This is a genomic window from Nonomuraea sp. NPDC050786 (assembly GCF_040654115.1).
In the GTDB taxonomy this organism is placed as follows: domain Bacteria; phylum Actinomycetota; class Actinomycetes; order Streptosporangiales; family Streptosporangiaceae; genus Nonomuraea.
Window position 1 is genome coordinate 39,250 of sequence record NZ_JBFAHJ010000028.1, and the last position, 12,689, is coordinate 51,938.

14 protein-coding genes are annotated in these 12,689 nt (G+C 72.0%); 9 read left to right on the forward strand and 5 right to left on the reverse strand.

Annotated elements, in window-relative coordinates; genetic code table 11:
* Positions 1–5 precede the first annotated feature (5 nt).
* From AB0H84_RS38520 to AB0H84_RS38555, 8 genes are all read left to right on the forward strand, one after another.
* Positions 6–1,103 carry an ABC transporter permease gene (locus tag AB0H84_RS38520; RefSeq protein WP_357615948.1) on the forward strand — a complete coding sequence of 366 codons (1,098 nt, stop codon included), beginning with the start codon at positions 6–8 and terminating at the stop codon, positions 1,101–1,103.
* On the forward strand, positions 1,100–1,948 hold the full coding sequence (locus tag AB0H84_RS38525; protein WP_357615950.1) for an ABC transporter permease: 849 nt from the start codon (positions 1,100–1,102) through the stop codon (positions 1,946–1,948). The genes AB0H84_RS38520 and AB0H84_RS38525 overlap by 4 nt, the downstream gene beginning before the upstream one ends.
* Positions 1,945–2,721, forward strand: coding sequence for an ABC transporter ATP-binding protein (locus AB0H84_RS38530; protein WP_357615953.1), 777 nt, complete (start codon positions 1,945–1,947; stop codon positions 2,719–2,721). The genes AB0H84_RS38525 and AB0H84_RS38530 overlap by 4 nt, the downstream gene beginning before the upstream one ends.
* On the forward strand, positions 2,718–3,626 hold the full coding sequence (locus AB0H84_RS38535; RefSeq protein WP_357615957.1) for an ABC transporter ATP-binding protein: 909 nt from the start codon (positions 2,718–2,720) through the stop codon (positions 3,624–3,626). The genes AB0H84_RS38530 and AB0H84_RS38535 overlap by 4 nt, the downstream gene beginning before the upstream one ends.
* Positions 3,627–3,727: 101 nt before the next feature.
* Entirely contained in the window at positions 3,728–4,744 is a 1,017-nt protein-coding gene (locus tag AB0H84_RS38540; RefSeq protein ID WP_357615960.1) for a M24 family metallopeptidase, read from the forward strand.
* A 77-nt stretch (positions 4,745–4,821) separates the two neighbouring features.
* A complete protein-coding gene (locus tag AB0H84_RS38545; protein ID WP_357615963.1) occupies positions 4,822–5,373 on the forward strand; it encodes an acyclic terpene utilization AtuA family protein in 552 nt (183 codons plus the stop codon).
* Between the two features lie 40 nt (positions 5,374–5,413).
* A complete protein-coding gene (gene menC, locus AB0H84_RS38550; RefSeq protein WP_357615966.1) occupies positions 5,414–6,514 on the forward strand; it encodes an o-succinylbenzoate synthase in 1,101 nt (366 codons plus the stop codon).
* A 370-nt stretch (positions 6,515–6,884) separates the two neighbouring features.
* Positions 6,885–7,136 carry a hypothetical protein gene (locus AB0H84_RS38555; protein WP_357615968.1) on the forward strand — a complete coding sequence of 84 codons (252 nt, stop codon included), beginning with the start codon at positions 6,885–6,887 and terminating at the stop codon, positions 7,134–7,136.
* On the opposite strand, the gene AB0H84_RS38560 is transcribed toward AB0H84_RS38555, so the two are convergent.
* Positions 7,093–7,812, reverse strand: coding sequence for a hypothetical protein (locus AB0H84_RS38560; protein ID WP_357615971.1), 720 nt, complete (start codon positions 7,810–7,812; stop codon positions 7,093–7,095). The two genes, AB0H84_RS38555 and AB0H84_RS38560, sit on opposite strands and share 44 nt — an antisense overlap.
* A 271-nt stretch (positions 7,813–8,083) precedes the next feature.
* On the opposite strand from AB0H84_RS38560, the gene AB0H84_RS38565 reads away from it, so the two are divergent.
* The gene (locus AB0H84_RS38565; protein ID WP_357615974.1) at positions 8,084–9,043 is read left to right on the forward strand and encodes a hypothetical protein; all 960 of its coding nucleotides are present in this window, start codon (positions 8,084–8,086) and stop codon (positions 9,041–9,043) included.
* 20 nt (positions 9,044–9,063) lie between these two features.
* On the opposite strand, the gene AB0H84_RS38570 is transcribed toward AB0H84_RS38565, so the two are convergent.
* Genes AB0H84_RS38570 through AB0H84_RS38585 form a run of 4 tightly spaced genes read right to left on the reverse strand, consistent with a single transcriptional unit; the run spans position 9,064 to position 12,689 of the window.
* A complete protein-coding gene (locus tag AB0H84_RS38570; protein ID WP_357615976.1) occupies positions 9,064–9,285 on the reverse strand; it encodes a hypothetical protein in 222 nt (73 codons plus the stop codon).
* Entirely contained in the window at positions 9,275–10,123 is an 849-nt protein-coding gene (locus AB0H84_RS38575; RefSeq protein ID WP_357615978.1) for an ABC transporter ATP-binding protein, read from the reverse strand. The genes AB0H84_RS38570 and AB0H84_RS38575 overlap by 11 nt, the downstream gene beginning before the upstream one ends.
* Entirely contained in the window at positions 10,120–11,145 is a 1,026-nt protein-coding gene (locus AB0H84_RS38580; protein ID WP_357615980.1) for an ABC transporter ATP-binding protein, read from the reverse strand. The genes AB0H84_RS38575 and AB0H84_RS38580 overlap by 4 nt, the downstream gene beginning before the upstream one ends.
* Positions 11,142–12,689 carry an ABC transporter substrate-binding protein gene (locus AB0H84_RS38585; protein WP_357615983.1) on the reverse strand — a complete coding sequence of 516 codons (1,548 nt, stop codon included), beginning with the start codon at positions 12,687–12,689 and terminating at the stop codon, positions 11,142–11,144. Before AB0H84_RS38585 ends, AB0H84_RS38580 begins: the two co-directional genes overlap by 4 nt.

Here is a 12,689-nt window from a genome sequence, read left to right on the forward strand (position 1 = left end):
CCAAGGTGTCCGACAACCCGGGCGCGCCTGACTCGCCGCCCGGCCCCGGCGAACCCCGCCGGGGCCGGGCGGCGCGGGTCCATCCGCTCGTCCGCTTCCTGATCCGGCGCGTCCTCCTCGCCGTCCTGATGGCCTGGGGCATCACGCTCGTCACGTTCGTCCTGACGAACCTCGTCCCCGGCGACCCCGTGGCGGCCAACCTCGGCCAGCGTGCCCTCGGCGACCCGGCGATCGTGGCGCAGTGGCGGGCCGAGCACGGGCTGGACAAGCCGCTCTGGCAGCAGTACGTGATCCACCTCCAGGGCCTGTTCCACGGCGACCTCGGCGTCAGCCAGCAGAGCCACCGCCCGGTCGGCCAGGACCTGGCCGAGTTCGTCCCGGCCACGCTGGAGCTGGCCGGGGCCGCGATCCTGGTCTCGCTGGTGCTCGGCGTGGCGTTCGGGGTGATCGCCGCGCTGCGCAGGGACCGGGCCTCCGACCACGTGCTGCGCCTGCTGAGCCTCATCGGCATCTCCGTGCCGACGTTCTGGCTGGCGCTGGTGGCGTTCTACGTGTTCTTCTACCGCCTGCAGCTCACCCCGGGCAGCGGCCGGGTGGACGCCGCGCTCGGCGGCGCGGCCCCGGCCGTGACCGGGCTGCAGACGGTGGACGCGCTGCTGGCGGGCCGGTGGGACGTCTTCACCTCGGCCGTCGGCCACCTCGTCACGCCGGCGCTGGTCCTCGCGCTCTACACGATCGGGCTGCTCACGCGCTTCACGCGCTCGGCGGTGCTGGAGGTGCTGGGGCAGGACTACGTCCGCGCCGCCAGGGCCAAGGGGCTGCCGGGCCGGACGATCCTGTTCAGGTACGTGCTGCGCTCGGCCCTCGTCCCCATCATCACCGTGGCCGGCCTGGCGTTCGGCAGCCTGCTCTCCGGCACCGTGCTGGTCGAGGCGATCTTCGCCTGGCCCGGCATCGGCCAGTACGCCTACAAGAGCGCCACCACCCTCGACCTGCCCGCCGTCATGGGCGTCGGCCTGGTCGTCGGCGTCGTCTACCTGGTCATCAACCTGATCGTGGACGTCCTGTACGGCGTCATCGATCCCCGAGTGAGGCTTCAATGATCTTGAAGCGACTGCCCGAGGCATGGCGGCAGCCCCTGGCCGTGGCCGGCGGCATTCTGGCGGTGGCCTGGCTGGTCGTCGCGCTGGCCGCGCCCGTGCTGGCGCCGCACGACCCCCTGGCCCAGGACCTGCCGCGGCTGGCCGCGCCCGGTCCCGGGCACTGGTTCGGCACCGACCAGCTCGGCCGCGACATCCTCAGCCGCGTCATGTACGGGGCGCGGGTGTCGATCCCGCTGACGTTGCTGCTGGTCGCGCTCTCGGTGCTGATCGGCGGGCTGCTCGGCGCGTGCGCCGGCTACTTCGGCAAATGGGTCGATGAGACGATCATGCGGGTGGCGGACCTGGTGTTCGCGTTCCCGACCGTGATCCTCGCCATGGTGGTGGCCGCGGCGCTCGGCGCCAGCCTCACCAACGCCGTGCTGGCCGTGCTGGTGGTGGCCTGGCCCGCGTACGCGCGGGTCACGCGCGGGCTGGTGCTGGGGGTGCGGGAGCGGGAGTTCGTGCTGAGCGGCCGGCTGCTGGGCTTCTCGGTCTGGCGCTCGCTGCGGGTGGACGTGCTGCCGAACGTGACCGGCCCCGTCCTCGTCCTGGCCACCCTCGACATCGGCACCGCCCTGCTGCTGCTGTCGGGCCTGTCGTTCCTGGGCCTCGGGGCCAAGCCGCCCTCTCCCGAGTGGGGGGCGATGGTGGCCTCGGGCGTGGAGGTGTTCGACAGCTGGTGGGTGGCGACGTTCCCCGGCCTGGCGATCCTGACCGTGGTGCTGGCGTTCAACTTCCTGGGCGACACGCTGCGCGACGCGCTCGACCCCCGTACGGCCCGCGCGATCAAGGAGCGTGCACTGTGAGCACGTTGGAGATCACCTCGCTGAAGGTGACGATCGGCGGCAAGGAGATCCTGCGCGGCGTCGACCTCACGCTCGAGCCGGGCCGCGTGCACGGCCTGGCCGGGGAGAGCGGCTCGGGCAAGACCATGACGGGCCTGGCCGTGCTGGGCCTGCTGCCGCACGGCGCCCGGGTGTCGGGTTCGGTACGGCTCGGCGAGCGCGAGCTGCTCACGCTGCCGCCCAAGGAGCTGAACCGGGTGCGCGGCGGCCAGGTCGCCATGGTCTTCCAGGACCCCGCGACGAGCCTGCACCCGATGCTGACGATCGGCCGGCAGCTCACCGAGCACATGCGGCACCACCTGGGCCTGGGCAAGGCCGAGGCGCGGGCCCGGGCGGTGGAGCTGCTGGGCAAGGTGCGCATCCCCGGCGCCGAGGAGGCGTACGGACGGTATCCGCACCAGTTCTCCGGCGGGATGCGGCAGCGCATCGCCATCGCCATCGCGCTGGCCTGCTCCCCCAAGGTGCTGATCGCCGACGAGCCGACCACCGCGCTGGACGTCACCGTGCAGGCGGGGGTGCTGCGGCTGCTGCGCGGGCTCTGCGACGAGCTGGGCCTCGCCGTGCTGCTGGTCACGCACGACCTGGGCGTGATGTCGGCGGTGGCGGACGAGGTGAGCGTCATGAAGGACGGGCTGGTCGTGGAGTCGGGCCCGCGCGGGCGCGTGCTGCGCGAACCCGAGCACGCCTACACCCGCTCCCTGCTGGACTCCCTTCCCGACGCGGAGGCACGATGACCCTCCTGACCATCGACCAGCTGGTCGTCGAGCACCGCACCCCCGGCCGTCCCGCCGTGCGGGCCGTGGCCGGGGCCAGCCTCGCGGTCAACCCCGGCGAGGTCGTCGGCCTGGTCGGCGAGTCCGGATGCGGCAAGTCGACCCTGGCCCGCGCCGTCTGCGGGCTGAACCCGATCACGGCCGGCTCGATCGCTTTCGACGGCGAGCCGGTCACGCCGCTCGGCCTGCGGCGCAGGAAGCTGACCGGGATCCAGATGGTGTTCCAGGATCCGTACGCGTCGCTCAACCCCCGGCGGCGGGTCGGCGACCAGATCGCCGACGGGCTGCGCACGTCTCAGGACACCGCCACATCCCCCGCCGACCTGCTGGAACGCGTCGGCCTGCCGCGGGACTTCGCCGGACGGCATCCGCACGAGTTCTCCGGCGGGCAGCGGCAGCGCATCGCCATCGCCCGCGCCCTGGCCGCCCGGCCGCGGCTGCTGATCGGGGACGAGCCCATCTCGGCGCTGGACGCCTCGGCGCAGTCGCAGGTGGCCAGGCTGATGCGGGACCTGGCCGTGGAGTCGGGCGCGGGGCTGCTGTTCATCAGTCACGACCTGTCCGTGGTGCGGCTGATCGCCGACCGGATCGCCGTCATGTATCTCGGCAAGATCGTCGAGGTGGGCGACACGGCCGAGGTGTGGGCCGATCCCCAGCACCCGTACACGAAGGCGCTGCTGCAGGCGATTCCCAAGCCGGACGGGATGGGCGTGCTGCCCGCGGAGCTGCCCGGCGACGTGCCGGATCCGGCGAATCCGCCGGCCGGGTGCCGGTTCAGCCCGCGCTGCCCGTTCGTGATGGACGTGTGCCGCGAGAAGGAGCCGGAGTTCGGGCCGGTCGCCTGCTGGCTGCACGAGCCGAAGTGACACCCTCGCCCCACGACGCACCGGCGCCCGAAGTGACACCCTCGCCCCACGACGCATCGCGCGAAGTGACGCCGGCGCCCCATGGCCCACCGGCGCCCGAAGTGACGCCTGCGCCGCACGACGCACCCGCGCCCCGGTCAGACGGCCGGCAGGCGGCGGCGCGGGTCGCGGCGGTACGGGCGGCCATGGACGAGGCCGGGGTGGACGCGCTGGTGCTGCGCTCCTCGCCGGACTTCCGCTTCCTCGGGGGCGGCGAGGGCGCGTTCCTCGTGGTGACGCGGCACGTCGTCGCCGAGACCGCCGACCCGGCCGGGATGCTGCCCGACGGGGCGCGGCGGGTCGGGGTGGACCCGGAGATGCGGGTACGCGAGCTGTTCGGGCTGGCGATCGAGGCCGAGCTCGTGCCCGCGTCCTCCGTGCTGTGGCCGCTGCGGCTGCGCAAGGAGCCGTACGAGGTCGAGGCCGTCCGGCGCGCGGTGGCGGCGGCCGAAGAGGTGCTGGGGCAGGCTCGGGAGCTGGCCTGGTTCGGGGCGACCGAGCGGGCGATGGCGCACCGGCTGCGGGTGCTGGCGGCCGAGTCGGGGTGCGAGGAGCTGCTGTCGCTGCGGGTGGCGGCGGGCGAGCACTCGGCGCGGCCCGCGCACGTGCCCGGGGAGCGCGTGATCAACCCCGGGGACGCTCTGGCGGTGTCGGTGTGCGGGCGGTGGGGCGGCTACTGCGCCGAGGTGGCCAGGGTGTTCGCGGTGGCGGAGCCGCCGGAGGACTTCGAGGCCATGTACTCGGTGGTGCTGGCCGCGCATCGGGCGGGGCTGGCCGCCGTACGGTCCGGCGGGCACGTCGGCGAGGTGGCCAGGGCCGTCGGCGAGGTGATCGACGGAAGCGGGTACGGGCGCTTCGCGGCGGCGCACGTCGGGCGGGGCGTCGGGCTGGGGCACGACGAGGGACCGTGGCCGGGCGAGGACGCCGTCTTCGCGCCGGGGATGACGTTCTGCCTGGAACCGGCCATCTACGTGCCTGACCTGTTCGGGGCCCGGGTGGCGGACGTGGTGGTCTGCACACCCGATGGCCCGCTCCCGCTGGGCGCGTACCCGCACCCGCTGCAGGTCCTGGAGCGCTAGAGGGATTCGGCGAGCCTGCGCAACCGTAAACCATTCACAGCGTGTTATGACTCACAGCAAAGGGTAGTCAACAGAACATGCTGCGCATCGGCACATGGTGGTCTGCCAGGTCGGTCGACGTCGTGGCCTGCGGGTGGCACGACGGCGGCCCCGGACCCATCGAAACCGGCATCAAGCTCATCTACGGCGTGGGCGGCCCGATGCCGGAGCTCCCCGGGCTGCGTGTCGGCACCCGGGCCGCGACGTGCGCGAAGGAGATCGCCGCGGCCCTGTCCCAGGGTGCCGACGTGGTGGGCACCGCACCGGGCTGCTGCCCCGCGGCGCCGGTAGTGGCGGCGGGCATGTGGCACTACGGCTGGACCAGGAACGACCTGGGCGCGCTGGCCGGCGCGACCGTCGCGGGGCTGGTGCTGGTCGCGCAGCCGGGCCCGTGCGCGGTGGAGATCTCCCGCGACGGGCGCGGCTCGCTCGACGGCGACGTGACGGCCGCGCGCGCGTGCCTGGCCGCCCGCTTCTCCGGCGGCCGCTACCGCACCCCGGAGGTCACGGTCCCGCTGGAGTCGGTCCGCCTCAGCCAGGAGGCGCCCAGCAGGATCCTCATCACGGCCTGCCGGCCGCGGACGTCGTAGGGTTGGCCCAGGCAGTCACTACGACGTTGCGGAGAGAAGCGTGAAGATCACCGGGGTAGAGCTGCGGCGGATCGCGATGCCGCTGGTGGCGCCGTTCCGCACGTCGTTCGGCACCGAGACGGCCCGTGACGTCCTGCTGGTCAGGGTGGTGACGCCGGACGCCGAGGGGTGGGGCGAGTGCGTGGCGCTGGCCGAGCCGCTCTACTCCTCCGAGTACACCGACGGCGCGGCCGAGGTGATCCGCCGCTTCCTGCTGCCCGCGCTGCCGAAGACCCTGGACGTGCACGACGTCGGCCGCGCCCTGGAGCCGATCAAGGGCCACCGCATGGCCAAGGCGGCGCTGGAGACGGCCGTGCTCGACGCGCAGCTCAGGGCCGCCGGCGAGTCGTTCGGCCGGTTCCTCGGCGCGGCCCGCACCCGCGTGCCGTGCGGGGTCTCGGTCGGCATCATGAGCTCGATCCCCCAGCTGCTGGACGCCGTCGCGGGCTACATCGACGAGGGGTACGTCCGCATCAAGCTCAAGATCGAGCCCGGCTGGGACATCGAGCCGGTCCGGGCCGTGCGCGAGCGCTTCGGCGACGACCTGCTCCTCCAGGTCGACGCGAACGCCGCCTACTCCCTGACCGACGCCCGGCGCCTGGCCCGGCTCGACGCGTTCGACCTGCTGCTGATCGAGCAGCCCCTCGCCAACGACGACCTCGTGCAGCACGCCAAGCTGGCCAGGCAGATCAGCACGCCGATCTGCCTGGACGAGTCCATCGAGTCGGCCGAGCACGCCGCCGCCGCCATCGCGCTCGGCTCGTGCTCGATCGTCAACATCAAGCCCGGCCGGATCGGCGGTTACCTCGAGGCCCGCCGCATCCACGATCTGTGCCGCGCGCACGGGGTCGCGGTGTGGTGCGGCGGCATGCTGGAGACCGGCCTCGGCCGGGCCGCGAACGTCGCACTGGCCGCCCTGCCCGGTTTCACCCTGCCCGGCGACACCTCGGCGTCGCGGCGCTACTACGCGACCGACATCACCGAGCCGTTCGAGCTGGCCGACGGCCACCTGGAGGTGCCCACGGGGCCGGGCCTCGGCGTGGAGCCGATCGCCGACGTGCTCGACGAGGTGACCACCAGCACGGAGTGGATCGCCCTCTAGGCTCGTGTGCCAGGCTCCGTTGCGATCTCTCACCGTGGGCATAAGCCTCGCCAATCAAGCTTGTCCGTGTCCGATGACGCGGAAAAGGTGAGAGTCACACACCACATTTCGGCAAGGCGGTCTGTGTTGATGGTGACTGTCAGGCGAGCAAGCACGCTGTCTGTTGCGAGGGCGCGGCGATTCCTGCCGCCATTCTGCGCATCGAGCCCCCTCCCCTCTGCCGTAACCCGGCGTCAGCGCAGCTGATCTGCGCTCTTCACCCCACCACCAGGTCATTCACCCATCCCTGGCCGACCGTGAAACCCGGGAAATCGGTGTCGCCTGCCCGGAAACAACGGCCGGTGTTTCTCCCGTACGGAGGTAACATCCCGTGTCGTCCCTCAATCGAGCCGAGCCGCCGTCGGCGAAACGGCCGTGGCTGGTTCTCTGCATCCTCTGCACCGGCTTCTTCATGTCGCTGCTGGACGGAACCATCATCAATATCGCCATCCCCACCCTGATCACCGACATCCACGCCGCTCGGCTGCTGGAGCCGAGCGGCGTCACCGGGTCGCTTCAGCCGACGCCGGGCACGGGAGTCAGCGAGGCTCGGTGGTTACCGTGGAGGGATCCGGCGCCGTGACCGAGACCTTGCTGCCCCACTTCGTGTAACGGGTGTTCACGGTGCTGGTGTAGCTCTCTCCGTCCTCCGCCATCGTGTACGTGGACGTCACCCTGTCGACCAGACCCGCCGATGACAGCGTGAGGGTATAGGAGATCTTCAGGGCATCGTGCTCTTTACCGATCTTCGCGGCGGAGACCCAGGCCGAAACGGCCTTGAGCTCCTTCACAGTGACCGAGCCGGAGACGGAGTTTCCCGTGGTCTTTCCGTTCTTGAGCAGTTTGGCCAGGGTGTTGGGCTCGGCCGGGTTGATGAACTGCGACCACGAGTCAGGCATGCCGTAGTTCTTGCTCTTGTACCAGGTCTTGCCCTCGGGCAGGACGCTGCTGATCCGGTCGCCCGAGTAGTAGCCGGTCTGGCCGATGGCGATGACGCGCTCATGCTCGTCACCGTCCTTCGTCGTGATGTCGAACGCGGCGATGTCCTTCTTACCGAACTGGAAGACGCCCTTGATGTCGCGGGCGCCCCGCTCGTCGGTGCCGTCCGTCCACGTGACGTCGCCGGTGAACCGCACCCCGTGCCCGGCGGCGATCGTCGCCTTCAGCACGTCGACCGGGTCCTTGGGGGCCGCCTGCGCCGGCACGGCGGCGACCGTCAGCGCGGCGAACACCACGGTTGATATGGTCATTTTCTTCACACAGGCGATCATGCCGGAGGCGGACGACAACCTGGAGCCCAAGGTCGTGTGCTCCCGTGAATCGTTATCCGGCTGAGGCGGTCGCCGCAGGCGCCTCAGCCCCAGGGCGTCCGGAGCAGACCGGAGGCCGCGCGCGACGTTCCCGTGGTCATGCCCTTGGCGTCATGCCCGTGCGCGCCGGCGTGCGGCACCTGCCGCCACGCGGGCCATACCCCGGGGCGGCCGCGCCGGCATGTGCGAACCCAGCATGCGTTGTGGGAGTCTCTGGATCATGGCCAACAGCCGATTACGGGTGCTCGGCGGCGTCGTGGCCGTCGTGCTGCTTGCCGGGGTGCTGGGCGGTGAGGAAGGCCCGCATGTGCCTTACCGGCCGCCTTACGACGTCAGCTGCGCTGCGTGGACCGAACTGCAGCGCGGGTTCGACGACACACGGATAGCGGATCGGGAGCGTGCCTTCCTGTGCCTCGTACGGGACGCGGGCGGGCCGATGTTCCCTGACGACAGGTCCGACCAGGCCCTCCTGGCGTCCGGCAGGACATTGTGCGCCCAGCCGGGGTGGAGGAGAGCCGACGAATGGCTGCGCAGCGGGGACCGGACAATCAATCTGCACGGTCTGGACAGCGCACTGGTGTTCTTGTGCCCCGACGTCATCGGAGGCCCGGACCTGATGCCCTCGGACGAGCAAATGGTCAAGGAGGAGGCCGACTACGTCGCCGCGAGCAACGCCTCCTGCCGTGACCCGTGGCCCAAGACGCGGGCCCGCAAGCAGGGGACTGCCGCGTACTTCACGTCCGAAGGCGGCCGCTATCACCTCGCGGACGACGCCGATCCGGACAACGAGGACGGAGTCGCGCGAGACGACGACGGGTTACTCACGGGCGAGAAGAGCGGCGTGGGCATCGAGACGATCGGAGGGATGAATGTCTGTGTGACCGTCAAAGCCTTCGACAAGGCTCCGCCGCTGCGGCTCAAGGGCTGGCAGGAAGTGGCCGAGGTGGGGGTCACCAGCCGCAGCGGCCGTCTCATGGTGCCGGCCATGCAGCCGGGCGGCGGTGAGGGGGCCGGGCGGGCACTGCCCAATCTGGCGGTCAAAGGGCCGGGGCACTACCGGGTGCGGGTCTACGCGCGGGGCGACGAGGACGCCGGCACCATGCTGCCCTCCGAGTGGCATCTGATCGTGGTCTATCCCGGACGGTCCAAGAAGGAGGTCGTCTATCGGTCTCGTGGGTGACAGGGCTGATGCCGCGCTGCTCAGTCCGCGTCGCCCGCCGCGAAGCTGACGTCGGCCGTGTCGACGGTGCCCGCGCGGCGGCCGGGCGCGCGGTGCCGGCGGACACCGCGCTCGGCGAGCACCGCCTCCAGCTCGGTGTCCTCGAACGCGTCGGCATAGCTCTTGTGGACGAGCGGCTCCGCGTCGCGGCGGGATCCCTCCTGCTTCCCGCTCAGCCTGGCATGAACGGCCCTATGCTCCACCCGTCCCCTCCCCGTCCTGGGAACCGGCCCCGGACAGCTCGAGTGCGGCGTCGAGCAGGCTGCGGGTGTACTCGTGCCGCGGCGACCCCAGCACCTCCGTCGTCCGCCCTTCCTCCACCACCACGCCGCGGCGCATGACGGCGATCCGGTCCGCGATCTGGTGCACCACGCCGAGGTCGTGGGAGATGAAGAGCATCGCCAGGTGATGGCGCTCGCGCAGGTCGACCAGGAGGCGGAGGATCTGCGCCTGGACCGACACGTCCAGGGCGGAGACCGCTTCGTCGCACACCAGCAGCCGGGGCCTGACAGCGAGGGCACGCGCGATGCTGACCCGCTGGCACTGTCCGCCGGACAGTTCGTCCGCCCGGTGCCGGGCGACGCTCGGGTCGAGCCCGACGTCGTCGAGCAGGCGGTGCAGCGCGACGGTACGGTCCCCAGGCGGGGCCGCACTCGGATGGGTGCGCCATGCCTCGTCGATGATCGCGGCGACGGTCATGCGCGGGCTGAGCGACGAGCGCGGATCCTGGAAGACCATCTGCGCGGCGCGTTGCTGCGCGGTCGTCCGGCGCCCGACCGGGCCCAGGGGCCCGCCGTCGAGCAGGACGGCGCCGGAGTCGGGCCGGACCAGGCCGACTATCGCGCGGGCCACCGTGGTCTTGCCCGACCCCGACTCTCCGACCAGCCCCACGATCTCGTCGGGAGCCACCGAGAGGCTCACGCCGTCGACCGCGACGAACTCCGCGGAGCGGCCGGCGGCGCGCCGCCACGCGGCCCGCCGCCCGAAGGTGACCCGCAGGTCACGCACCTCGAGCAGGGCTCCGTCCATGCCCTCTCTCATCGCTGCAGCAGCTCCTCGGCGAAGTGGCACGCGGCCCACCGGCCGGGCGCGACGGTTCTGACCTGCGGCTCCTCGGTACGGCACCGCTCGCGTGCCAGCGGGCACCGGGGATGGAAAGCGCATCCCGCCGGGCGGTTCGACGGTGTGGCCGGCGTGCCCGGCAACGGATGTGCCAGGGCGGTACGGGTGCGCACCGCGGGCACGCTGTCGACCAGCGCGCGGGTGTACGGGTGGGCCGGACCGGCCAGCACCGCCGCGGTGGGGCCGCGCTCGGCGACCCGGCCGGCGTACATGACGACGACCTGGTGCGCGACGTGCGCCACGACGCGCAGGTCATGGCTGACGAGGAGCATCGCCAGGCCCTGGTCCTGCTGGATGGAGCGGAGCAGGCGCAGGATGCGCGCCTGCACGGTCACGTCCAGCGCCGTGGTGGGCTCGTCGGCGAGCAGCAGCGCCGGGCTGCCGGCCAGGGCGAGGGCGATCATGGCCCGTTGCCGCATCCCGCCGGAGAACTCGTGAGGGTAGTTGCGCATCCTGGTGGCCGGCTCGGGGACGCCGGCCCGCTCGAGCAGTTCGAGCACCCGCCGGCGCACCTCGGCGCGCGGTCGGCCGGCGCGGCGGAGGATCTCCCCCACCTGGCGGCCGATCGTCTGGGTGGGGTTGAGCGCGCCCAGCGGATCCTGGAAGATCATCGCGATCTCGTGGCCGCGCAGCCGGCGCCGCCGGGCAGGGCTCGCCTGGAGGAGGTTCTCACCCCGCCAGCGCAGCTCCCCGCCGGTGGCCGCCCCGTCGGGGAGCAGGCCGATCACGGCGTTCGCGGTCATCGTCTTGCCGCTGCCCGACTCGCCGATGAGCCCGACCGTCGTCGCCGGCGGGATGTCGAACGACACCCGGTCGACGACGCGGACGGCGCCGCCGGCGACGGGCAGGTCGACGACCAGCCCGTCCACCTCGAGCAGCCCCTCCACCTCGACGATCGGGCCGCCGGGAGCCGCGTCGGCCGGTGTCCGCGTCCGGCTCATGAGCTGCTGACCCGCAGGCCGGAGAAGTCGGGCAGCCCGTTCGGGTCCGGGGTGACGCCGGTGACGCGGTGGTTCCAGGCGTAGGCGAACTTGACCGCCATCGGGAACATGCCGACCGCGTCCCGCCAGATGATCTTGCTGGCTTCGCCGTACAACCTGACCCGCTCGTCCTTGTCGGGGCTCGCCCCGGCGGCGGCGAGCAGCTTGTCGAGCTCGGGGTTGCAGTAGCCGTTGCGCTTGGCCGCGCAGGGGTACAGCCGGCCGAGCGTGTTCGCCGAGTCGTACGTGGGGTTCGACAGCTGCTGGAAGTTGATGTCCCAGTTCAGGGCGAGCAGGTCCTTGGTGAAGACCGCCTGCTCCTTCTCCAGCAGGTCCACCTGGACGCCGATCTTCTGCAGGTCGGAGACGACCGCCTGGTTGAACGGCCGGAACTCGGCGTTGGCGAACTGCAGCCGCAGCTTGGTGGAGAAGTCGAAGCCGGCGGCGGTGAGCGCGGCCTTGGCGGCGGCCGGGTCGTGGCCGACGGGTTCCTGGGGGACGTGGCCGAGGGTGACGGGCGAGACGGGGGCGTCGGCGAGGGTGCCGGTCTGCGGGTACAGCCGCTTGATGATGGTCGCGAAGTCGACCGCCTGCCACAGCGCCCGCCGCACCTTGGCGTCCTTCAGCGCCGGCGCGGAGGAGTTGAACCACATGGTGAACACGGCGGTGCTGGGCACCGTCTCGACCTTGAGGGCGGAGTCGCGCTGCAGCTCGGGGAGCTGGTCGTCGGGGATGCCCCAGACGAGGTCCGCCTCGCCGGTCCGCAGCGCGGTCAGCCGGGCCGCGAGCTCGGGCATCTTGCGGATGGTCACCCGCCTGACCTGGGGCGTGCCACCGTAGTGGCCGGGGTTCGGCACCAGCACGAGCGTCCCGGAGGGGTCGAACTTCTCGACCTTGAACGGCCCCGATCCGACCGGGTTCTGGAAGAACGCCGGATTCTCGCCGGTCAGGCTGCCGGGCATCACGTAGAAGACGGCCAGCTTGTACGGCACCGCCGCGTCCGGTTTCGCGGCCTTCAGCACCACCTCGGTAGGCGAGGCGGCGGTCATCGTGTAGCCGGTGAAGTTGGCCGCGTTCGTGCTCTTGAGCTCGATGAACCGCTTGAACGAGGCGACGACGTCGGCGGCGGTGACGGGCTTGCCGTCGCTGAACTGCACGCCCTGGCGGAGCGTGAACGTCCACTGCGAGGCGGAGCCGTCGGGCTTCCACTCGGTGGCGAGGTCACCCTGCAGGCTGCCGTCCGGGCGCGGCCGCACCAGGCGGCTGAAGATGGCCTGCGATGCGAGCTGGGTGCCGGTGGCGCCGCCGCCCGTGGGGCTGTCCGGGTCGAGGCTCTCGATCGCGTACGTGCCGGCGACGGTGATCTCGCCACCGCTGCCGCTGTCACCGCTGCCGCTGCTGCCGCCACCTGTGGCGGAGCTGCAGCCGCTGAGCGCGACGGCCGCCGCGGCGATGAGGGCCAGTGCCGCGCGCCGCGGCCTACCTGAGGCAAGGGGTCTGGTCAT

Excerpts from the sequence above, each read along its gene's own strand:
- AB0H84_RS38525 (WP_357615950.1), top strand. The coding sequence starts at position 1,100 with ATGATCTTGAAGCGACTGCCCGAGGCATGGCGGCAGCCCCTGGCCGTG.
- AB0H84_RS38535 (WP_357615957.1), top strand. The coding sequence starts at position 2,718 with ATGACCCTCCTGACCATCGACCAGCTGGTCGTCGAGCACCGCACCCCC.
- AB0H84_RS38545 (WP_357615963.1), top strand. The coding sequence starts at position 4,822 with ATGCTGCGCATCGGCACATGGTGGTCTGCCAGGTCGGTCGACGTCGTG.
- AB0H84_RS38565 (WP_357615974.1), top strand. The coding sequence starts at position 8,084 with ATGGCCAACAGCCGATTACGGGTGCTCGGCGGCGTCGTGGCCGTCGTG.
- AB0H84_RS38575 (WP_357615978.1), bottom strand. The coding sequence starts at position 10,123 with ATGAGAGAGGGCATGGACGGAGCCCTGCTCGAGGTGCGTGACCTGCGG.
- AB0H84_RS38580 (WP_357615980.1), bottom strand. The coding sequence starts at position 11,145 with ATGAGCCGGACGCGGACACCGGCCGACGCGGCTCCCGGCGGCCCGATC.
- AB0H84_RS38585 (WP_357615983.1), bottom strand. The coding sequence starts at position 12,689 with ATGACCAGACCCCTTGCCTCAGGTAGGCCGCGGCGCGCGGCACTGGCC.